The sequence below is a fragment of the Bradyrhizobium sp. B117 genome (assembly GCF_038969555.1).
Classification (GTDB): Bacteria; Pseudomonadota; Alphaproteobacteria; order Rhizobiales; family Xanthobacteraceae; genus Bradyrhizobium.
This window is the reverse complement of the sequence record NZ_CP152414.1, coordinates 8,186,482-8,209,465: the sequence shown is the minus strand read 5'-3', so window position 1 is coordinate 8,209,465 and position 22,984 is coordinate 8,186,482. Positions and strand designations below refer to the sequence as shown.

General features: G+C 57.8%; 12 protein-coding genes. 7 read left to right on the top strand and 5 right to left on the bottom strand.

Annotation, left to right across the window (positions count from 1 at the left end; genetic code table 11):
- Positions 1-76 precede the first annotated feature (76 nt).
- The gene (locus tag AAFG16_RS39495; protein WP_342734103.1) at positions 77-1,969 is read right to left on the bottom strand and encodes a trehalose-6-phosphate synthase; all 1,893 of its coding nucleotides are present in this window, start codon (positions 1,967-1,969) and stop codon (positions 77-79) included.
- Between the two features lie 2,057 nt (positions 1,970-4,026).
- Here AAFG16_RS39495 and AAFG16_RS39490 point away from each other — a divergent pair.
- Both AAFG16_RS39490 and AAFG16_RS39485 read left to right on the top strand, forming a co-directional pair.
- Positions 4,027-5,322, top strand: coding sequence for a glycosyl hydrolase family 28 protein (locus tag AAFG16_RS39490; RefSeq protein ID WP_342734101.1), 1,296 nt, complete (start codon positions 4,027-4,029; stop codon positions 5,320-5,322).
- A 257-nt stretch (positions 5,323-5,579) separates the two neighbouring features.
- Positions 5,580-6,614 (top strand): pectinesterase family protein, encoded by a 1,035-nt coding sequence (locus AAFG16_RS39485; RefSeq protein WP_342734099.1) that lies wholly within the window; start codon positions 5,580-5,582, stop codon positions 6,612-6,614.
- Between the two features lie 764 nt (positions 6,615-7,378).
- On the opposite strand, the gene AAFG16_RS39480 is transcribed toward AAFG16_RS39485, so the two are convergent.
- Positions 7,379-7,996: a DnaJ domain-containing protein gene (locus tag AAFG16_RS39480; RefSeq protein WP_271608575.1), complete on the bottom strand. Its 618-nt coding sequence runs from the start codon at positions 7,994-7,996 to the stop codon at positions 7,379-7,381.
- Between the two features lie 1,980 nt (positions 7,997-9,976).
- On the opposite strand from AAFG16_RS39480, the gene AAFG16_RS39475 reads away from it, so the two are divergent.
- From AAFG16_RS39475 to AAFG16_RS39465, 3 genes are all read left to right on the top strand, one after another.
- Positions 9,977-10,312 (top strand): hypothetical protein, encoded by a 336-nt coding sequence (locus tag AAFG16_RS39475; RefSeq protein ID WP_342734097.1) that lies wholly within the window; start codon positions 9,977-9,979, stop codon positions 10,310-10,312.
- A gap of 143 nt (positions 10,313-10,455) precedes the next feature.
- Positions 10,456-12,075, top strand: a complete 1,620-nt coding sequence (locus AAFG16_RS39470) for a HAMP domain-containing methyl-accepting chemotaxis protein (RefSeq protein WP_342741041.1) — start codon at positions 10,456-10,458, stop codon at positions 12,073-12,075.
- A 711-nt stretch (positions 12,076-12,786) separates the two neighbouring features.
- Positions 12,787-14,532, top strand: coding sequence for an NEL-type E3 ubiquitin ligase domain-containing protein (locus AAFG16_RS39465; protein WP_342734095.1), 1,746 nt, complete (start codon positions 12,787-12,789; stop codon positions 14,530-14,532).
- A 253-nt stretch (positions 14,533-14,785) separates the two neighbouring features.
- Here AAFG16_RS39465 and AAFG16_RS39460 read toward each other — a convergent pair whose 3' ends face one another.
- Together AAFG16_RS39460 and AAFG16_RS39455 are read right to left on the bottom strand one after the other, a co-directional pair.
- Positions 14,786-16,663, bottom strand: a complete 1,878-nt coding sequence (locus AAFG16_RS39460) for a hypothetical protein (protein ID WP_342734093.1) — start codon at positions 16,661-16,663, stop codon at positions 14,786-14,788.
- 306 nt (positions 16,664-16,969) lie between these two features.
- Positions 16,970-18,373, bottom strand: a complete 1,404-nt coding sequence (locus tag AAFG16_RS39455; RefSeq protein WP_342734091.1) for a carbohydrate porin — start codon at positions 18,371-18,373, stop codon at positions 16,970-16,972.
- Positions 18,374-18,805: 432 nt separating this feature from the next.
- On the opposite strand from AAFG16_RS39455, the gene AAFG16_RS39450 reads away from it, so the two are divergent.
- Both AAFG16_RS39450 and AAFG16_RS39445 read left to right on the top strand, forming a co-directional pair.
- Positions 18,806-19,033 (top strand): hypothetical protein, encoded by a 228-nt coding sequence (locus tag AAFG16_RS39450; RefSeq protein ID WP_342734089.1) that lies wholly within the window; start codon positions 18,806-18,808, stop codon positions 19,031-19,033.
- 823 nt (positions 19,034-19,856) lie between these two features.
- Positions 19,857-20,189, top strand: a complete 333-nt coding sequence (locus tag AAFG16_RS39445; RefSeq protein ID WP_342734087.1) for a hypothetical protein — start codon at positions 19,857-19,859, stop codon at positions 20,187-20,189.
- Between the two features lie 375 nt (positions 20,190-20,564).
- Here AAFG16_RS39445 and hemN read toward each other — a convergent pair whose 3' ends face one another.
- Positions 20,565-21,902 carry an oxygen-independent coproporphyrinogen III oxidase gene (hemN, locus tag AAFG16_RS39440; RefSeq protein WP_342734085.1) on the bottom strand — a complete coding sequence of 446 codons (1,338 nt, stop codon included), beginning with the start codon at positions 21,900-21,902 and terminating at the stop codon, positions 20,565-20,567.
- Positions 21,903-22,984: the final 1,082 nt, after the last annotated feature.

The following is a 22,984-nucleotide window of genomic DNA, read 5'->3' as shown; positions in this document are numbered from 1 at the left end:
CGACGCGTGGCCGAGGAGATCGAAAAGGCTTTGCAAATGTCGACATTGATCGGGCCGCTTGTGTGGACGTTCGGTTTTATGGGCTTGGTACTGTTCGTCGCGCTGTATCTTCCATGGTAGACCTTGTCGAGCTCTGCAAGTTTGGCGTCGAGGCAGCATCTTGTGAAGCTGGTGGCGCTGCGAAATCCCAGATTCTGTCCTGTGTATGCTTCAGCGGGACCGCCAACGCCTCAAAAGCCGACTTCACGTCTGTGTAGGCAGCTTCCTTTAGGGCACCAGCCGCGGGATCGATCTCGTTATAGGCGGTCAGCGCCGCTGCATAATTTTGATAAAGCGGCATTTGGGCCTCGTTGGTCCAGCCCAGACCGAGATGGTGGAACTGATCAGCGGGAACGTTGATGCGGCTTTTATCCAGCTCTCGGAGGTAGTCGGCCGACCAGTCGTGGATGGTATAGGATTCAATCTTATCCATCATCGACCGCCAGCGCTTGACACGCTCCTCTAGCGGCATGTTGGTCGCCTTCGAAATAGCATCTGCAATCTCTTCCGGATTGTTTGGGTCAATCAGAAGCGCCTCGTCTTCGCCGAAATCTTCAGCCGCTCCCGCAAACTTGGATAGTACGAGAACCCCGGGATCTTTCGGATCTTGGGCCGCGACGTACTCCTTTGCCACGAGATTCATGCCATCGCGCAGCGGCGTGACGAGACCTACATGCGCGGCGCGGTAGAGGCGCGTGAGTGCAGCCTGGCTGAAAGAATCATTCGTATAGTGGATCGGCCTCCGCTCGTCCATGCCGTGCTTAGCATTGACGTGACTAATCGCATTCTCCACGTCCTCCTTGTACTTCTGATATTCGTCAATGTCCGCGCGGGAGGACGGCGCGATCTGCAGCAACGAGATGCTGCTAGGACTCGCGGCTAGAAGGTGGCCCAACGCCTCGACCCTCTTGTCGATACCCTTCGTGTAATCGAGCCGGTCTACGCCGATCGCGAACTTGGCGCCTTCGAATTTCCGCAATAATGACGAAAGTGTTTCTTCTTCTGCGGGCGAAAGATCTGCCGCAAGATGCGCCGCGAACTGCTTGGGATCGATGCCGATCGGGAATTTTTGGAGATGCGTCTGGCCACGTTCCGTTGTCACGATGCCATCCTTGCTTTGCAGCGCGAAATATACCTGCAGACAGGCCAGGAAATTGTTGAGATCCCGGTTTGTCTGAAAGCCGAGCAGATCATACTCCAGCATCAGCTTCATAAGCTCGCAATGGTGGGGTACGCGCTCGATCATATCGGGCGCCGGCCATGGCGTGTGCAGAAAAAAGCCGGTCGGCCGATCAATGCCGAGCCTATGAAGTTCAGCCGCGAGCGGAAGTAAATGATAATCATGGACCCAGAATGCGTCACGATCCCGCACGTCGAAGGCGGCTCGCGCTATAAACGCGTTGACATTTCGATAGCTGTCATAATCGCCTTCGGGACCCGACATCCGCTGGAGCAGGGAGTGCAATGCAGGCCACAGTGTCGAATTGGAAAAACCTCGATAATAGCCGTGATAGTCTGCCTCTGGCAGGTCTAGCCTCGCCACGTCGCCTGCACCGGTCTTCACCAGCGGCAAGGGCTGGTCGATCCCATCTCCGCGGGTATCCGAGGAACCCACCCAGAGTGCACCGGAACGTTCGACGACCGGCTCCAGGCCCGCCGCAAGCCCGCCGGTCTGGGGCTTATCAGGGTCGAACGGGGCAACCCGGTTCGAGATGACGACCAGCTTCATATTGGGCTGCTGGTTTACGGTGTGGAGGCCGTCCTCCAAATCGCTTAAGAGAACAGCAGGGGAAGGTCCTGCTCCTTCGTGTTGCCCGTGCTCCAACGGCACGCCGTTCAGGTGCCTGTCGAAGGCAGTCTGGCCTCCACTTTCATCTCGCTCCGTAGCGCCTGAAGTTGCGGTCTCGAGCGTGTCATGGATTCGAGCCATCTCGCAACTCCGTTTGACGATGTTTCCGCTTGATGCATTCGCGGCTCGACCGAGAAGATCTCCACAATGCGAGACTGGCAGGTCCGGCTTTCTGGAAGCTGACCAATTGCCGGGTCAGATAGCCGCACAGACGCCGCTCCATGGGCGACGCAAGAGCAGCAGGCGGCCAAGGAACCTGCTGACGAGGCGGATGCGCGGTTTGGTGAGCTGACGCCGAAATCGATTGGCTGGAAGCAAAACGGTCGGCCTATGATCGTTAGGAGTATCGCAGGCGGCGCGTTTCGTGTTCCTCAACGACGAGAGCAAGCTCGGATGAAGCGCGCGTCCGCCCGCTAAGCTGATGAGAGCGCCACGCAAGAAGTGCAGGACAAGTATTGTTAAGCCAGACGCACGCACGCGTGTGGCTCTGGCGGAGCGCAAGCACAACGCGGCCGCGCAGAAGCGGCAAAAACGATCATCCGCGTCCCCAGAACAAGTACAACCCATCGACCGTCTTATCCAAGCCTGTCCCTCATGGCGAGCTGTCCAAGCTACGTGAGTGCGATCGGAGCCGCGAACTTTGAAAATGCGTTTGGTTCGTCGGTGATTTGATGGCCTCCTACCCATTTTAGCCCTCCCCGGGGGCTGCGATGCCGTGCGTTGGCAGGTATCCATCTCATTTTACCGGCCGCTCAGATTGCACGCGCTTCAGCTATCGAGTCCGATGCGATCTGCTTGCTGCAATCGCGTTCACCTGATCTCGAACCGCAACGCCGTGCGCAAAATAGTGAGATTATGCTGACCTAAATCGGCAAAAGTCATCTTTTTCACTGAGTGCTGTCGTAGGGAGCGCTGTTATGGACGTCGTGGCTGCGACTGTCGCTGTGTTGCTCAAGGCATCGGTTGTTTCAAACGCAACAAGAGGGCGCCAGCACCTAGGTGGCGCGGGAACGCCGAGGTGGTGTTCTCTACAGCTCAAGTGCATTGGCATGCCGGTTTCTTGAACCTGTGACGACACCACTTGTGACCATGATGCTCATGCAGCATCCCAGCCGGGATATGGGGCGAACGGCGCGCGCGTCATATCGTGACGCTCCACTACAGCCGCGGCGCTGGGCACGCGACGGCCGTGGCCGTCGTGGTTGCGGATAAATGGCCTGAACCGGAATCGCATGAATTATGACGAGAACTGGCTGGCTACGTCCCACACAATGTGGCTCGGCGGGAAGTCGGCAAACAGCAGTCACTTGGCCCGTGTGGCGTCAGATAGAGTATTCACGGCGAATGTAAGTCCGGCGCCGACCGTAAACTCGTCAGCTTCTCGAAAGCTTGTCCGAATACGGACTGATCAAAACTGACTAGGACGAGAGGTTGCTGTGGACTCGTACAATTTCAAGACATCCAATGCAGCGCCTGCGCCATCGATGCAGCATGCCGCTTTGGATGATCAGCAGCCGAATCTAGCTGAACAAGACGCCTTTGAACGGCGACTGGATGAACCGCATGGCCGATCCCTTGGGCTTGGCCGACCGCCCGGCCGCAAACCGCCCCGGAATGTGTCTCGCGCGGATCATGATTACATTCATGAGATGGTGCCACGTGTCAGTACTCAGCGAAAACTGTCAACGTCAACGGCTGAGAAGTATCTTCGAATGTCTTAGGGCGTTCGGTTTGGCGATCTAACCCGCGCCACATTTGCTGAGCGAGTGTCAGACAGTTCGCTTTAATGGCCGAACCGCAGCTACTATGTCGGCTGGGGGGCGGTCCCGTTGTCTTTTGGCTCGAGGCGTCGGCCGAAGGTGGAGGCGACGGAGCGCGCGGATTCCTTACCGGTCGTGCCTATAATCAATGCGGGCGCATAATTCATGAAGCGCTTCGAGCTCTCGAACCGTCGCACAATGCCCTATCGTTTTAGGCGCACATGCAAGGTGCTTCTGCACGATCGCAGGGTCGGGACTCCTGCTGCGTCTTACAAATGTCATCTTGCACAGGCCACTGACACGCGGACGGCTCGATCGAGCCAGCACTCCAGCAGACGCCACCGGCAGAGATGCACCTGACAAAGCACGAGGAGGTCGATGACAAAGCGTTTTCGCAACCGGGCCCTATTCTCCATACTCGTGTCCATGATTGTCTGCCCCGCCGCAAAAGCGCAAGACCGCCGGACTATCGCCGAACCTGTTGCACCTCATACGGTCTGCGATCGCCCTGTGCCTTCCGGCAAGAACGATACAGTTAACCTTCAGGACGCCATTGAACATTGTCCCGCTGGAGCTGCAGTCTATCTCGGGCGCGGCGAGTTTCACTCGGGTCCACTCGAGATGAAATCGGGCGTGACCTTATGGATCGGACGCGGTGCGGCGTTGATCGCCATCCCCGAACCAGCTGCTTACGACAAAGGCCGGGGACAATGTGGTCGCATCATGGGTAAGGGCGACGGATGCCGGCCATTCATCAGCTTTTCCAAAACGCGCGGCGGCGGCATCTACGGCGAGGGCATCATCGATGGTCAGGGCGGCGCAATGATGGGTGGCGGGGCCGAAACCTGGTGGCAGCTGGCCCGCCGCGCGCAAGCTGAGGGCGGCAACCAGAACGCCCCGCGCTTGATCCAGATCGATCATGCGCAAGACATCACGTTCTCTGGTATCACCTTGCGCAATGCCCCCAATTTCCATGTCGCGATGAACCGGGTGGAAGGTGCCACTTTCTGGGGCCTCACCATCGATTCACCGGCGGATGCGCGCAATACCGACGGCATCGACCCCGGCGCGAGCCAGGATGTGACCATCACCCACAGCTACATCCGCACGGGAGACGACAACGTTGCAATCAAGGCTGGCGACAATGGCTCAAGCAGCCATATCTCCATCCTTGATAATTATTTCGGCTGGGGGCACGGCATGTCAATCGGCAGCGAGGTGAATTCCGGAGTTAGCGACATACTGGTGCGTAATCTGACGCTGGACGGTACGACGTCTGGCCTGCGCATCAAGAGCGATGTCAGTCGAGGCGGTCTGGTCGAGCGCGTGACTTATGAGAACGTGTGCCTGAGGGGCAACCGGTGGCCGGTGGCGTTCGATGCAAAATATGATCCGCGCGCACAAGGCACGAGGATCCCGGTCTATCGGCAGATCGTTCTGCGCCATGTGCGTGGTGACAATGGTGTGCTGCTGATGCGCGGCGTAGACGAGCGCCATGCCCTCGACGTTGCATTGGAGGATGTCCGATTTGCCAGTTCCGCGACTTGGCAACTCGAACACGCCAAGGTGACCGCAAGTCCCTCTGACGTATCGCCGCCGCTGCCGGGACGAGCCACAGAACCGCTGCGCGGATTGGAGGCATGTGCCAGAGCATTCCGCGACGCCTATCGCTAAGTACGACACCCGGCGCCGAACCCGGCTGGTGAGTTCGGCGTCGGCCGCCTAAATCGCTGGTCTTGCAGACCTCAGCCTCAGGTCGGGTACTTCGTTGCTGGCCGCCGCCGGGTTTGCAGGACCGCAATTGCGAGAGTTGCGTGGGACATCTGGGCTGGCGAGGAAAATGTGTTTGACGATGCATGGCGGCTATCCCCGGCGGTATCTCATATCGACTGCGTCGAACGGGTCGCGAACTCAACGAAGAGTGAGATCACATGCGAATTTTCGTGCCTTCCGCTGCGCTTCTGGCCGGATGTTTCTGCATCCAGGCAGCGTGCGCTGAGCCACTATTCGTGTCGCATGCCGAAAATGCAGACTATCACTCCGTGCAGCAAGCCATCGACGCGTTGCCGGCGGAAGGCGGAAATGTCCGGATCGCGCCGGGCGTCTATCGCGAGAAGGTCAAAATCTCCAAATCCGGCATTCATATCGAAGGGACTGGCAGGAAGCCGGAGGATACGATCATTGTGTATGGCGACGGCGCGATCAATGTAGGAGGAACCGGCCGTTCGGCGACGCTGGATGCCGCTGGCGATGACTTGCGGCTCGAGAATCTGACCATCCAGAACGACTACGCCCTCAATCCGGCCAATCCCCCCTCGCAGGCCGTAGCATTGTCCGTTACCGGAGACAGGGACCTCGTTACGCGCGTCCGCCTGCTCGGTGCCCAGGACACGCTATTTGCTGGCAAGGGACCAAACGGCAGAATGTCACGTCAATACTTCTCGAACTGCTACATCGAAGGGCATGTCGATTTCATCTTTGGTAACGCCAAGGCCTGGTTCCGGCAATGTGAGTTGCACGGCATCGCTAATCAAGCGGTCATCTATACCGCTCAGAGCAAGGCAGCGCCGGATGAGGACAGTGGCTATGTTTTTGATCATTGCAGGTTAACTGCCGCCCGTGCTGCGGGCTATATCGCACTTGGCCGCCCTTGGCGTCCCTACGCCACAGTGGTCTTCTTGTCAGCGAAGATAGATGCCCCCGTGATCGCGGAAGGGTGGCGCGAATGGACGCCCGGCAAGACCAATACCTTGAGGACAAGCTACTATGCTGAATACAGATCCGTCGGCGTCGGGGCCAACCCCTCAGCCCGCGAGCCTCACTCCCATCAACTGACAGATGGCGAAGCTGCGAGATGGTCGCTGAGCGTGTTCTTCGGAGGCGCCACAGATTGGCTGCCAAAGGGAACCATATCGATGGAAGACAAAGCAACGGTGACGAGACGACGGCGATCGTCGGATGAATGACGGGGAGTGCGGATATGACGGCGGCGTAAGCTGTCACCGACATCGCGCTGGGTACCATATTTGTGGACAATCGAAACCTCACCAGACGGTTACTCACGAACAGGAAAACGCGCAACTGCGTGCGATAGCCCAGTGCTTGACGAACGCGATGCACGTGTGGAGCGCGATCAAGTTCACGATGCCTGCCTTGCCTCGCGGCGATCGGCAGAGCCCTTGAGATAGGTCGGTGGCGAGGGGCGCTACAGCCCCTGGCTATGTCAGAAATGGCCGTGAACACCGCGATCCATCGGCCTCTTGATCGATCATTAATCCGGCGGCAGCGAGCGAATAGGCCTGGACGGCTCGCTTCTGCGCCGAAACCCTTTCCATGAAGCCGCCGAGTATCCCGGAAAGGTCTGTTCTCTCGAACACCGGAGGGATCGATCGTGCGCAACTCCTGTTGAGCTTCGAAGGTGGAACGGGCGGTAATAGCGACCTAGCCGTCAGGAGTGGAAGGTGCCGTTTGGCATTTCCACGAGCTCACCGCTGGGCCGATGCAGCCGCCACGTGCGCAGGATCTTGCCGCATCCCTTTTTCCGGTCCTTCTTCCTGCCCGCTGCGCAGAACAAAACGAACAGGTCATGGTGTCGATTGTCCGCCATGGTCGCCGGAAAGCGTTAGCCAAGGGAAGTCAAACTGCCCGCGTAGCCAGAGCAAAGCTCTGGATGGTTCCGTCCTCCACTTCCGATGCGCCGTTGAGGCCCGCTGAGATGCACGGGCTAGCTCTAGCGCACCACGGTCTTCAGGTACTGGTAGGCCTTGATGATCTCGACCAGGCGATCCTCCGTGGAGCGGTCGCCGCCATTGGCGTCGGGATGGTGCTGCTTGACCAACGTCTTGTACTTCGCCTTGATCTCGCCGAGCGTCGCATTGGCATTCAGGCCCATCACCTGCAATGCTTTGCCCTCGCCATTGAAAATCTTACGCGCCTCAGGCTTGGCCTTCGGGCGGTGGCGGGCACCGCCGCGTTCGTTCAGCTCGGCGAGCGTGCAGAGTGTATGCCAGTCGTCCTCGAAATTAACAGTGCTGCCGGTCATTTTGTGTGCGCTGATGTTCTCGCCCATCTTCCAGGTCGGACGATGGCCGGTCAGCGCATCCTTCTGGTAGCGCGCGACCGCTTCGGCGTCCATCCCCGAGAAGAAATTGTAGGACTGATTGTATTTGCGAACATGCTCGATGCAGAAGTGCCAATAGGCGCGCGCCTTGTCGCGGCCCTTGGGCGCGGGATGGGTAGCCTTGTTCTGGCAGCCAGGCCATTCGCATAGCGCCGCGGGCTGTCGCTCCTGCGCTTCCTGCTTATTGATGCGAATGGAGTCGAAGATTTCGGACGTGTCGATCAACATGACCTGGCTCCGTTGGCGCAGCGGCAGTTACAGCGCCGCTTCTATGCTAGAGACTTGGTTTGGACGGCACTTCGGGTCTGACTCGGCCTTTGCGTCCCGTCAGTCGCATGATGTAACAGGCACTCACTAGCAATGGACATGCCAGGACGCGCGAGCTTGGTTCAGACCATCATCTCTTTGCGACTTCAGATCAGCTCAATCGCAATTTGCTGTCGGGTTCTGCACACGGACGTCTTTAATGGAACCGGTGCCAATATTCTCAAAGATCCAGAAGGGCAATGCTCGGCTGTAATCTGCGCAGCGAGGAACGCGAGCGGCGTCTTTTCATTTTGTTTAGAAGCTCGGAAAGTCTTCCGTCTTCGTAGCGAAACAGAAAGCACAATGTCGCGATCTGAAGGGAATTCGGCCCCGCTCGTTCACCGATCAATGCAAGTCACAGTACCCGCCCGCCGCTGACAAAGCCCCCCTGCTCACCAGCCGACCCAGCAAAGTCTCGAACGATTCGCACTGTTAGGGCAGGTGGATGCTGGCACTGGCACGGCAGCCGGGATTGTAGGAGGTGCGTGGCAAAGCGCTGGTCCACGTCCCGGATGCAGCTCTAAATGGCTATGTCGAGGCAATTCGTTTGCGGGGTGGGTCGGTGCAGCCGGATCCTATAAACCACCAGTTTATCGCCAATTGTCTCAAAGCACCGTGTGCCGAAGCGTCACCCAGCGCGGCGATGTCGCCTTTGGACGACCGTTTTCGAGCCCTGGCGCTTGTGGCGGCTTGGCGACGACGGGACATGAACCGTGAATAAGAAATTGGATCTCGATCACGTGCCGATCAGTCAGCGAATATCCGTCCTGAATGATCGGGCTGAAGAGCATTGCAGACATCGTGCATGAGTAGAACCCGCCTGTTGTCGGAGTTGCAGCCCTATGCGCATTCGGCGCTGCCGGCCCGCAGTGGCGGCGATGGTTTTCGGCAACGCAACTGTATTTGCACGAAAATTTGCAGAGCCTGGACCTCACGCTCTTGTAAGAAACAGCTCTACCAATCTAGAGAGCGACCGGGCTCAAGACGTGAAATTGCAATCGGGCGGGTCCGTCATTAGCTCAAAGCCCATGATCGGTTCCAAACTCTCCTCCACCCTGCGCACCTCCTCCGCCGCTTTACGGCGACAATCATCGTTGCCGCCGCTAGCCCTGCCCAATAGAAGGTCACCTTGATCCGAGGGCGTCGCGTTCGCCTGTCGCGGCATTCTATTTGCAGATCAAGTATGTGCGGTGATCCGGCGGTCCAGAGTAGGAACCCAATAGAAGATGGCGCAGCTATCGGCCTGCGAGGCGCTTTCGGCCAGCAACCCGTCAAAACAACTGCTTTGCATCCGGAAAGACCGGTGCGCAGCGATCCCCGGGGATCTTTCCGTCCGTCATGTGCAAGTGCCTCTTGCACCGTCTCATCATCGGATGCCGAAACGCCCAGCTTCCCCGCAGTAAGAAGTCATATCGAGAGACATAGGGTTGGATGCCGCGCGGTATGCGGCGCGGGCGCCGACCATGAGGGGCAGCCGGGCCGTTGGATCTCGGTCAACTCACTGCTTTCGTCGACTGCCTGTCGGAACGCAATAATTTTTTTGCGGGGCCGTCGGTGGTTGGAGTAACCGCTCGAACCCACGTGGTACATGCTCGGAGACACTCCAATGCGTTTCGAGTGCGTTTTGTCGTCAGCCACGAGGATTTTCTGCGCAGCTCAGGTGGCGGGCGCGGTAATTCAACATTCGTGTTGCCAGTGAACCCTGCAATTTAAAAACGAAGTATGCGGTCAGTCGTTGATGCGCGCAAAGCGGACGACTTGCATTTAAAGAAATTTGTTAACTTCGGCCGACTTACAACCGGAGCGAACACGCAGCCGCTGCGCATGTAGTCGAGTTATCCGCAGAACCATTCGCATGACTGCGACGCTCATATTTTTGAGTCACTTTGGTCGAGGTTCAAAATGCTCAATGTCGTGAAGTTTCGTCGACCTGGTGCGCCCATGCTGCGCACTGAGTCAATGCAAACGATGGCGATTGCTAAGCGTGACGGGCCATTAGCTCCGTTCGCAATAGCATGTGATTCCGGTCGAGGTGCAAATCAGCGGCTCAAAGCCGCCCGCGCCAACGCCAAGCTCACGATCGCGCATGCGATTGCCACGCTGGAGGAGAACCACCGTCAGATACGAGCGCTCATACATAAGATCGCCGATTCGTCAGCTGGGGCGAGGCTGGAAGCGGATCTCGATCTAATCGAGCGAGAGCTTGCTCTCGCCAAACGGAAATCTGCCAGCCTTTAGAGCTGACGTTCCTCGTTTTACGATGGGATCGCTGAAGTACATTCGAGGTAAGACGACCACCCTTTAGCAGAGAGCCACAACAAGTGTTCGCAAACATCAAAATCACCGGGCGATTGATAGCTGGGTTTGGATCGCTTCTTCTGATGTCCGTTGCAATTGTCGGTTTCTCGATCCATACCTCCCGGAGCGCGAACGGATTGTTGGCGACTGTGGTTCGCCAAAAAGACCACGTAGCCGAAGATGAGCGCATCGAAAAGCAAGTATTTGAAGCTCGGATGCATGTATGGATGGCCTCGGCAACCGATGATCCGTCGCATTGGGAGAAGGCCGCAGACACCTATAGGCGAACATTTGCGCGGCTTGAGGATCTCGCTGCCGACACCAAGGACTTAGGACGTCGGGTGCGAGTGCTGGATCTCAAAAGAGCTATCGAGGATGATGAAACAAAGGCGCTCGGACTGAAGGAATTTAGAGGAAGAAATAGCGCGCTAGATAGGCCCGCGGCGAGATCGGCCGTGAGTTCCGCACTCGCCGCCGGTGATCGGGTTGACGAACTCTCAGAGCCGCTCGCGATTGATTACGAGAAGGCTTCGAGAGCCACTGCGTTAAAGGCGGAGGATGACCTTGGATTGGGTGTGATGATAGCCTTGATCCTTGGCGCTCTCAGTTTGCTGCTGGGTGTCCTCCTCGCGGTGTTTACCTCGCGCAGCATTAGCGGCCCGATCCGGAATCTGACAGCATCGATGCTCGAGCTGGCCGAGGGCAATTTCGATGTTGTACTCCAAGGACTTGGTCGCAAGGACGAAATTGGAGAAATCGCGAGTGCGGTCGAAAGGTTCAAGGTGAGGTCGGCCGAGAAGGCGGAGGCGGAAACCCAAGCCAAACTTGCTCATGATCGTATCGCTGCTGAGCAACGAAAGTCCGACATGCGCGGGCTTGCAGATGCGTTCGACGCGGCCATCGGGGAAATTGTCGAAACCGTTTCCTCGGCGTCCACAGAACTGGAAGCGTCGGCTCGCTCACTGGCAAAGACTGCCGAATCGACACAGCGACTCTCGACCGCTGTAGCGTCGGTCTCCGAACAGGCGTCCGCGAACGTTCAGTCCGTTGCATCGGCCACAGAAGAAGTGTCGAGTTCCGTATATGAGATTAGTCGGCAAGTCCAGGAGTCAGCTCGTATTGCCAGTGAAGCCGTTCGAACAGCCGCGAGCGCTGACAAGCGCGTTCTGTCTCTCTCCGAGGCCGCCGCCAAGGTCGGTGACGTCATCCAATTCATCAACACAATTGCATCTCAAACAAATCTTCTGGCCTTGAACGCGACAATCGAGGCAGCCCGCGCCGGAGACGCTGGGCGAGGGTTCGCGGTTGTTGCATCAGAAGTCAAAATGTTAGCGGACCAGACCGCGAAGGCGACCAAGGAGATAAGTGATCAGATTTGTGGAATTCAGTCATCCACCAAGGAATCGGTGGCAAGCATCAAAGAAGTCACTAGCGTTATTGGCCGAATCTCGGAAAGTTGCTCGGCCATTGCGTCTGCTGTGGAACAACAAGGCGCTGCAAACCAAGAGATTGCCCGGAATGTGCAGCAGGCGGCAATTGGTACGACCCAGGTCGCCACAAATATCGCCGAAGTCAATCGAGGTGCGGATGAGACGGGTACCGCGTCAACGCAGGTGCTTTCCGCTGCCAGGTCCCTAGCTGAGGATAGCAATCGTCTGAAGCTGGAAGTGCAGAGATTCCTGGCCAGGGTAGCGGAAGCTTAGCAAAGCTTGGACGCTCCTGAAGAGGCGCTGCTCGAGTGTGCAATGTCCCTTTATCTTAGCCGGATGTATTTTCCACACCGACCTCTTCGGGGCGCGACCGACGGACGGCAGCTCAATAGGGCTTGAGTGCAGTAGCCGCCGACAATAGGTACTCCATCTCGTGCAAAGCGCGACTTTGCGTGGAATGAGTGCACCTGGGAACGGGATGATCGCCGCTTTTCGTCAGGTCGAAGTCAAAGCTAACCACTCAGCAGCGGCTCGAGTATAAAGCCCGCGCGTTGCGGCGGCGCCTTTCTCCAACTGCCAGCGAAGCAAGAGCGCACGCTCTCCAACGTTCAACGTCCGCGTCAGTCCTCTCTCGTGCCAAGACAATCGCTGCCGTGCTGGTAATTTCCGTTGGTGGCGAACCCAACGATCTGGGTGTTTTTGCAGCGACACTCGTCAGCTGATCGAGAGGTGGGCCTGCTAAGGGCGGAGGGCTGCCACCGTTGACGCTTCTTCGGACGCATCTGGCCAACGAGATGGCAAACTGCGGGCAGCAGTATCGATCTATTGTCCAGGTTGGGCTCGTATCGGCCTGTGTCGAAGAGGTGCTGGACGACAGTCGCGGACCAGGCGCACAGGCCTTCGAATGATCATTTGCTCTGCGAACCTAGCTGCTTCGCGGCATTGGGAAGCGGAGGGGTACTCGTTAGTTCTGACGATGGATTGATGGACACAGGACACGCACAGCGGAGCGCGGCTTCCTCCCCGGCCGCATTTGAAGAGGTGGAGCAGGAAAGCTATCTCGGCGGATTCAATCGTGCCGTCGCGAATTTGGTCGAAACGTTAACAGGGTATCGGACCCCAGGCTCCGCGCGCGCGCAGATCCTGGACGATTGGGTTGCCGAAGAGGGGCAGGGCGAAGCCGAGAATAGGCGACAGGGGCGCCGACGAATCAGGAATTCGGATAACACTGGCTCGCGCTCGCTGGATTTGTCCTCGCTCTCCCTGACCGCTCTGCCCGCCGCCCTGCCGCCAAGGTTGCGGGAACTGCGCGCCAGGCATAACGAGTTAAGCAGCCTGTCCGCCATGTTCCCACCGGGTCTCCAGCATCTTCTCATTAGCCATAATCGCTTGACCAGTTTGCCGGACGATCTTCCGGCGACCCTCACTGAGCTGGAGGTCGCTGATAACAGCTTGACCAGTCTGCCGGCAAACCTTCCGGCCGGGCTCGAGATCCTGAACGCAAACGACAACCGGCTCATCAGCCTGCCGGACGCTCTCCCGACCGGGCTCACCGCGCTTGCGGTCAGTGGCAATCAGCTGACCGAACTACCCGAGTCCCTCCCCTCGTGGCTCATTCATCTCAATGTTAGCGGTAATCAATTGGCCAACCTCCCCGCCCCTCTTCCGAGCACGCTGCAATCACTCAATGTCAGCGGTAACCGGCTGACCAGCCTGCCTGAAGGTCTTTTAGATGCTCTTGTGCCGAATAATAGCCTCTACTACCCGCATCTGGAGAGCCTCGAATTGGAGGATAACGCGCTGCCGGACGACATCCTCGCTCATCAGGCGGCGGCTGAAGCGCTACCGCAGCTTGCGCAGCAATCCCCGCATGAAGCTGCTGCACACTGGCTCGCAGACGAGCCGGCCACGCTGGCCGAATGGCAGCACTTTGCGGATGAGCCCGGCGCCCAAGACTACGCACAGTTCCTGGAGAAGCTACGAGGCACGGTCAACTACGGCAATAACGAGTTTCGGCAGGCAGTAGCTGATGATCTACGGCACGCGGCCGCCAATCCGACATTGCGCGAACAGTTCTTTGCGCAGGCTTCCGAGGCCAACACGAGCTGCGAGGATCGCGTCACCTTGCACTGGAATGGTATGCAGACCGCGCGCATCAACGCTGACGTCAAGGACGGGGTATATGACGATCGGCTTGGCGATCTGATTCAGCGCGGACGTGCCGCCTTCCGCTTGGAGGCGTTGAACGAGATCGCGCGCGACAGGATCAACTCGCTCGCGAGCGGCAACTCGAACGTAGACGACATCGAAGTCTATCTGGCCTATCAACATCGGCTGCGCGAGCCGTTGGAGCTCAATCATCTCGCCCCTGACATGCGCTTCCTAGAGGTCTCTCACGTTAGCGAGGATGATGCGACGGAAGCGCTCGACCTGGTCCGGGAGCGGGAAGCAAACCAGTTCAACGACTACGTGGCAAGCCGCTGGCAACCCTGGGAAACGGTGCTGAGGCGCATCGCTCCAGACGAACATGCCGCGATGGGAGACCGGGTGCGCGACGCCATGGGCGAAGAGTTTCAAACCCGATTGGATCAGCGCCTCGCCGAGTATGGTCTTCGAGGCGATCCGGATGCCGAGCGGGTGCTCGGAGCCCAAGTCCGAAACGAGATTGCTGGCGAGATCAAAGGCGAGGTCATGCAACGTGTGCTCGCAGAGCGTGGCCTCGAACTATGAGGCTCCCAAACCGCCGCAGCGATATCTATTATTGCTCCGCGGCGGTACCTAAACATCGATCGTGAAGGCTCGGCCATCGCTGCCAAGGTGCTTTTGCGCTTTGGCAATGCGCTCCCGTCGATGAGGGTCTTTCGGTCTTGCCGAGTGACGAAAATTCCCGCGTGCCAGGCGAGGGCGTATCTACGTCCAAGCAAACGGTTCGCCTCACGATGGCGAGGGAGGGCAATAACATCGCGGTATTCCCGACGGTCGCTCATGAGAACTCTGCTTCGCGCCGAAAGGCGATGTGCCCTTGCACGAAAGCCGACGTCTCGCCCTTCCTAAAGCTCCTCTGGTTATTCATCATCAAGCAGTCGCCGAAGCTCCCCTGGAGAAAACTGCTCTGGCTCGAAAGAAAATTCTTCTGGATCCATGGAAAGAGGAGGAGCGAAGTGATCATCCCGGAGTCCGTGAAGCGCGTCGTGCAAGTCCTTTTACATTCCCGCAGCTCCTCTGGAGGGACGGAGACGGGCGAGTCGCTGGGTTGATCATCGAGATGATCGAGTACTCGCCGAAGATCTGCCTGAGGGAGCTGCTCCGAATCGGATGCGACTTGCTCCTGGATGAAAGCCGAGGTGGCGGGTTGATCATCTCGCCCCCCGGTAAGCTCCTGTGCGTCTTCATCCTCGAGCAGTCGCCAAACCTCCGCTGGAGAGAACTGGTCTAGATCAATGATAAGTTCTTCTGGATCAAAGGAAAACGAGGGGGCAGGGGGATCTTCCGATTGCCGGTGAAGCTCGTTACGCCACTCATTTTCCAGCTGCTGAAGCTCCTCTGAAGGCAGGGAAACTGGCGAGGGGATAGCTTGGTCATCAAGATGGTCGCGCAGGCGCCGAAGCTGCTCCTGAGGAAGCTGCTCTGGATCGACCGCAACCTGTCCTTCGAGGAGAGCCGATGGGACAGGTTGATTGTTGTGTCCTTCCTGATGCTCCTCTTGCCGACTAGCTCCGTACTGCGGAGCGGCGCTGTCGATGCGTGTCGATTCTGTCAGTAAAACGGTTTCGGGATTGATGAGCGCCGCGTTCTGAGGGGCGGGATTGAGTTTAGCGCGAGTGCGCCCTGGACGCACGATGGGCACGACACCCCCCGTCGACCGAAAGGTCCGCAGATGCTCCAATGCTTTAACGAGTCTGTTGCTTTTAGAGGCACCGCTGAACTCGCGCACGTCACTGCCATCGCTCAGCGATTTGCCGTCTAGCCGAGCAACAATGCTTGGTTTGTTTTTTGCGAAGAGCCAACGGCTATAGCCAATAAGAGAACCTGCATGCTGCTTCGCCGTAACGGCGGCCGTCCCGCCCTCAATAAGCGCCTCCTCAAGCCGGAAGATATCGGCAGCATCCTCGGGATAAAGAGGCCGCTTGTCCCACTGCCCCCGGACTATGACGCCCGTTGAGGCGACCGGCATTGCTCCGCCACTTCCTCCTGAAGCGGCGCTTGCGCTCGGTTTCCGATATACCAGAACCTCTTCCAGATCGTTCAGCGTCCTCTGTCTCTTCGCTGGTCTCGATTGAGCCGTGTCATGTTCATGATTGATGGGGACCTCCTCGCTTGCCAGGAGATTGCTCCGGGCACGTGGATCCATCGCATCGTCCTGGGATCGCGGGCCATGGTTGGAGGCGTCTTTCGCGGAGGGGAGCGTGCGCGGTCGCCCGCGAGAAACCAAATGATCGGAATCATGAGACGCACGAAGGACGCTTGCACCTGTCTTCATGAGGGCATCATTCGGAAAGTAAGTATCTAGGTGATTAACCAGGGACTGGTGGTCCCTTAGATCAATCGTTTGGCCACGGGCGCGGAGATCATTCGCCAGTCGGCGAAGTGCCTGAGTATAAAGCTTGACCGTGTTCGGTCGTGGGTTCTTCTGATCCACATATTGAGCAATCGCCTTGTCGATAAGGTCCCGGTCTTCTGTAGATAGATGGGGATAGGAGCCTCGACCGCCGACGGAAGCGGGTTCGGTCAGCCTTGCCTCAGCCAAGTGCTGCTCAAAGCCATCTTGTCCGGCCTGGCTCGTCTTCGGCTCTTGCGAGACGTCGTGCTGCACCTGCGACCAAGCTGGCACGTTAGAAGGGTCAAAAGTTTGGGAGTCCACGCTAGGCTCACTCCAGGATCACCTGAACAGGTCTACCTAGTTCGGCAAGCTTTCGAGAACCTGACTTGGCTATGGTTCCGCGGCGAAGAGTTATTCGGGGTGGCCAACCTCGGAAATGACGGACCGGCTCTCCTGAACAATCCGCCTCACTCTCCCTGGGATCCCACGACATCTTTTGTCGATACGCTCTTACAGTGGGGCACCCTTAGATCCCAGCGGGCTCGTCTGGCGCCGGTCCCTCCAACAAGATCGCGAAGCTCAAGTCCCATGCGGCTCGAGAAGGCGGCAAAATGGCACTTGCGATGGTCAGAAGAATATCAACGTAGATACCAACAGATTGAGCGCGTGTTCCGTTTGGGGCGTGTGCGTGATGCTTGTGGGGTTATGAATGTATGATAATCCAACGCCTGCATATATTCCCGGAGCAAGACGGGCGGTATATGTTCCGGTGATTGCCGTGGTATCACGATGCGCAAGCTGGCCTTTAGCCAGGGCAGCGTCCACCGCAAATTTGCTCCAGCTCGTCTTGCTAGCAACGAGTGCAATCAGATCACTGGGCCGGCTATCAAAGGGGCCTTTTGCATAAAGACGAAGCTCGCAATATTGGCTAATCCTGTTGAGGTCAGGCGGAGCTCCCATGATGGAGAAGCCGCCATAGATGCCGCGAGACGGCAACCCAAGGGCGTCGCTCTGCCAGAGCTGCCTGTCTGCAGCGATGTAGTGAAAATGATTCCCAGTCTCCCTTTGTTGCTTGGGGTCCGCCAAATTCGTGTAGCGGCTACTGTTCAAACCAACGCCCGCCCGCAGCCACGTGTCGGGTACGCCGGGAGCCGACTTGCTCTTGTAGCCGGCTTCGTCAACGAGAAGGATGCCTGCATTGGCCGTGCTCCAGTTCAGGCCGGTGGGATTCTCGATTATGTGGGAATAGGCACCATCTGGACTGATTGAGCGCTGGACGGAAACCTTGTTGTACAAGCGATCGTCAAAATTGTACTTCAAGTTGACCGCCGGTGTCGGCGCAGCATTGGTGCTCATCCCTGCCTGGAACAAGGCAGACATGTTCGATCCTGTAATCCCTCCGAACAATGTGCCGGTGAACTCATTTTGGTTTCTGAGGTAGCCAAGCTTGAGTTCTAGCGTCCTATCGAAGAAAGTCTGGTAGTAGGCGAGCGTATTGATTCCCGCTCGATCTGGTCCCGGGCGATCCCACGTCCAGTATTGCTGCTCGGCTCCTACGACAATCTGTCCGTCGGCAATGCCAAACCGGCTGAGATCGTAGGTGACGATCATGAGGTTTACCGACGCGAAGGTCGGATTCTGTCCCATATAGAGCTGGTTTGCGATAGTGCTTCTGGCCGCATTCGGCAGCTGGTTGTTTACAATGCTGTTGTGTGTCCAGCCGATGTAGCCGATGCCGACATCTGCCAGCGCCGATCTAACGCCGTCCTTGTCCTGATCAATCGTGTCCGCAGGGCCAGGTATGTTGAACCACACCCCTTTTTCACGCAGCTTGTCGTACCTTTCGAAGGGATCGATCGTCTGTTGCGGTCTCGTCTGAGCACCCCTGCCCGCATTGCCGCGCTTCTCAAAAGGCATTCCGAGACCTGCTGCTGGAGCCGAGGCAGAAGCGCGGATTTCCTGACGGATCAGGTCGATCGGGAGCCTTGCGGCCCGATTGGGGGTCTTTCCTCTTTTGCTGGCCTGATCCACGGAGTGGTTAGTCGGATCAAGTCCGTTAGCGGTTTGTGCCAGTACGGAATTGCCGACGAGACAAGCTGCTAGCGAAAGCGCGATAACATGCCAAAATTCCTTTCTCCCGGATCTCAAATTGAACGAAAGTGCTGCCGTAGCCGAGTTTTTCCGAGGTGAGCTCGTCGCAAGTAGGCAAGCACGCATGGCGTACTTCGGGTCAATGTCTGCGGGCGATGAATAGATTGAACTGGGGCCTGATTGGTCAGAGTGGGCTCCCGGCGTTTGCGCGTCCGAGGGCGAGGGGGACGAGCCAGAACACGATCTATCCGAAGAGGACCACTCAGGTTTCCTGAACTTCTCACCCCGTGGCACGACGATGATCTGGTCCGAAACTTTGCTGGTGCATAACGCCGGTGCGCCGAGGGCCAGAGCAGGGCGCTGGCTCGGCAAATGCTCACGACGAGCGCGCGGCGGCTTGCTGTCCTGGCCAATAAAACATTGCGAATGTCCGCCCTGCTCACTGTGAGTCTGGCGGTGTCGCGCGTCTGCATCGAAGGCGACTTTCGGGACGAAGCGGCAGCGACCGGCAAGCAAGGCTCTCCGTGCAAGAAGCTTGGATTCACGAAGGGCTTTAGCGGTATCGTTCTCAGCGAAACACAAGACAATAGCCAGGCTTGAACTTGCTCGCGCGCCAACCTCACCACAACATCCATGGTGATGGCCCAGGAGACCGGAGGAATCATCTATCGAGCAGCTTTGGCGAGTATCGGCAAACAGTTGCTGGCTGCCATGAGCGCGGCACAACCCGTCCTGCATCCGAATCCTTGACGTACGCGGCGTTCGTTGGTCACCCTTGCCACGAGCCCGTCATCTCGAACAATCTGCCGAAATTGGTAGTTGACCAGGTACAGTGCTTGCCGTTCCAATCGGCCATTGCCGCTTGGCCGATCAGCCGTGGCCGCCCTGGATGAGGTTGCTGCTCCGGCAAGAGGGGCTCCATCGAACACTCTGCAGGAATGAGTGGACGGTTTGCATTCCTGCCGCGAGTAGAAAATCGCCAAGGTTCTCCTGAATGGCGAGAAACGGCTGCGCCATCGCCGGCGAAGATGAGCACCGTTGCTCGTGGCGACGCTATCATGGAGGACGCGCGCAAATTGTCGCGTTGCGTTCCTCAAGAAGCAGCGTTTCATAGGAGCAGGGTGGCCGATCGGGAAGCTCGGCAAGATGGATTTATTGTCGACGCTCGCAGCTCCTGGAGCGCGTGAGCATCGCAGCCTATCGCGTCGACGAAACAAGCCTGCTGGAATAGGATCTTGAGCGAGGGACAATGGACTTGATGGATCAAGCGGCCGCTTCAGACTTGAGGCCGCTTTTGCGCGGGCCGTCAAGACGGATCCTCCCGGTTTTGGTGCTCCCGCTTGTCCTCGTTGGCTCGTGTGCCGCTGGCGTCTGGCTTTGGGCTAACCTTGAAGCCTTTGTCGAGACGCCGGAAGCTTCAACGATGAGCCTGTCACTGGAGGACAGGGCATCCTTGTTTGAGATAAAGTGGGCACAGCAGAAAACCGGAGATGAGATCGCAGTACTCAACAGCCGGATCGACGCTCAGCGGGATGACCTCAAAGGGATCCTGGATCAGATCACCATTCTGGCTTCGCGGATCGATTCGCTGCAGAGTTTAACACCTGTTCCTTCTGCTGCTTCCGAGCCTCCTTTGTCGCCAGCCCGGGCTGCTTCGAGCGTCGCCAGGAAACGCTTCGGGCGATCCAAATCAGAAGGACCTGTTTCCGTCGGAGGCGCGCCAGTGATCGCCGCACCAAAGACAGCCGAGCCTTGAGGTCTGAGACGCTGCAGGCGCGGTCGAGTCTCCAACTGTGCTCGATGAGGTGGCCCGTAGGTTCGCAAAGCTGTCTCCGGCCGTAAAATACACGGAGCTTGTGCGGGCGCCGTCGTCTCCAGCGGCATGTAGTGAGGCCGTCACTGTCATCGAGAGCACTCCAGGGCGGGTGGTGCAGAGCACTTTCCGCATGATCGAGCCGTGGCCCTGAAGCGCATTTCCTTTAAATCGGCTCTCTTCCAATCAGCCTCGCCAGTTTTGAGATCATATCTGAAAGGTCGTGTCATCACACCAATCTGGCGTGCCTGCCCGATGGCTTCTTCGGATCGCCCCCGCGAAGAGCTTAGAGGTCTGGGATCTGCTCACATGCGTGGCTTAGTTAATAGGGATGCGGTCGAGATAAGTGTCGAACGCGGCAGCAACAGCGCGAACGACAAACCGGTGCTCCTGCTTGACCCGAATAAATCCCTTTTCAATGTCTACTACCCCATCTTCTGCAAGCATTCCCAGGCGGTCGGCCGAACCGAGAAGAGGAATCGGATCAAATCGGTGAGCAGCACAGATCGCTGGCACGTCGGCCTGCAAATCGCACATCAGACGCTCGATGATTGCGGCGCGGATGCGATCTTCGGTGGTGAGAAAGTAGCCTTTTGAGGTTGCCAGGCGGCCGGTCTGAATGTGTTGGTGATAGGAAGCGGTTGCGATCTCGTTCTGCACGTAACCGTCGCGCAGACGGCCGATGGCTGACGGACCCAAGCCGATTACGGTTTTGCAGGTATCAGCCGAATAGCCCAGAGAGTTGCGGCGCAGCCGACCAGCTTTCTGGGCCAGCGCGAGCTCGTCATTGGGCAGGGCGAAATGGTCGAGCCCGATCTGGCGGTAGCCGGCCGAGACCAGCGTATCTGCAATAGCCGCGGCTTGCTCAGCGCGGGCGACATTATCCGGCAGCGCCGTCTCATCGATCTGGCGCTGACGTTTCATATAGGAGGGGACGTGAGCATAGCCGAAAACCGCAAGCCGGTCTGGCCGCATGGCTAGAGCCGTCCGCGCGGAGTCAACGCAGGACCGCACCGTCTGATGCGGCAGTCCGAAGAGAAGGTCGAAATTGATGCGCCTTATCCCATGCTGGCGAAGCCTTTCGACGACAGAAGCCGTCTGTACCTCGCTCTGGACTCGGTTGACCGCTCTTTGAACTACGGGGTCGAAGCTTTGCACGCCTATGCTCGCGCGGTTGATCCCCGCCGCTTGTAACATTTCGACCATCTCGGCCGTGACCCCACGCGGATCGATTTCTATGGCGATGGTAGCTGATTTACTGAACGCAAAGCAGCGGCGCAGGAGTTCCATCAAGGCGAGAAAATCGCTCGGTGCAATGGTGGTCGGCGTCCCGCCGCCGAAATGCACGTCGTGCACCGGCAGAGCGCGAGGCACTTGCTCTGCGACCAAGCGTATCTCGTCCCGCACTGCTGCCAAGTAATTGCGGACCGGTCGCTCACCGCGCGTGAGGCTTGTAGGAAAACCGCAATACCAACAGATAGAGCGACAGAACGGAACGTGGATGTAGAGCGATACGGGCTCGTCGGGAGGCAGCCGCCTCAGCCATGTCTCAGAAGTCTTGGCACCGACCATCGCGGAGAAATCCGGTACGGTTGGATAGATGGTGTACCAAGGCAGGCGAGCATCGCAATACTTGTTTAGAAGGGAGGTCTGCAAGATTTAACTTTCCCATGCTCAACAGCATGAAGCTGACCGATGCCCTCAATTGTGTCTTTGCGTTATGTCAAACGTAGTGGTTTCTGAGATCTGGTCCCGTTTTCGATGGTACTGCCAACGCGGCTTAGGGGGCAGAGCAAGGAGTGAGAGCCGCTCGTTGGCGATTATTTGGACGTTTAGGTATGAATTCTCTCGTCCGAGCACGGTTGAAGCGGCTAGAGAGCCGGCGCGAGCGATCAATCGCTCATCCGAGGGCACGCCGGTGCGCCTCCGCTGACGGCCCATCATTTTTGCGACTAACACAGGGACTTGTAGGTCTCACCAAGAGCAGCTCGGCTTCTCGATCTTCAAACCGGTTTTAAAGCAAAGCCGATTGGTTGCTCACAGAGTTCGACGGATGCCTCCGTCAAAGGCCGGCGTGACACAAAAGATAAGTTGCTTGCTAGATGAGAGCGCGAGGAGCGCAATAGCACAAAACCTGACGCAACGTGCGATTCAAAGTCCTTTAGCGCGGCCGACGATAGCCATTCTTAATCTCTAGTATCGAACGCATAAGCCTCAATTCCGCCACGCTGGTTGTCTCATTGCCACAAGCATCATCACGGATGTACTGATGGTGTTGGGGCGACCCCAGCGCACTTTCAGCCCCCCGGCGAAGTGCGTCGGGGCGCCTTGGTTCGGCGGCGTCGTCGCTGTCTAATGCAGCTCACCAACTCACAACGACTTTGGACGCCTGCTGATGGCAAGCGAATCCCGGCCAGATGCAATCGGACGAGACACTATCTGCAATAGTTTCTATTCTGCTTCAAACTGGGTTGTTTTCTTTTTACATCGGCTTTGGAGCTATCGATCCCTGCCAGATTGCGCATATATATTCCGTTAGCCTCCATTGGCGTCGTATCGATGCGATGCACCTGCAGCTCTCAGCTTCACAAGACCGCCTGGTCAGGTTTCGACCGACCCTCACTATGTTCTGATGCTGCGAGCTGGTGCTGCCATGCAGGAGCCGACTACGCTTCATACCGCTCGCGCGCCGCGCCGACATTGACCCTCCCGGCAACTGGAAAGCGCGAACGGGATGT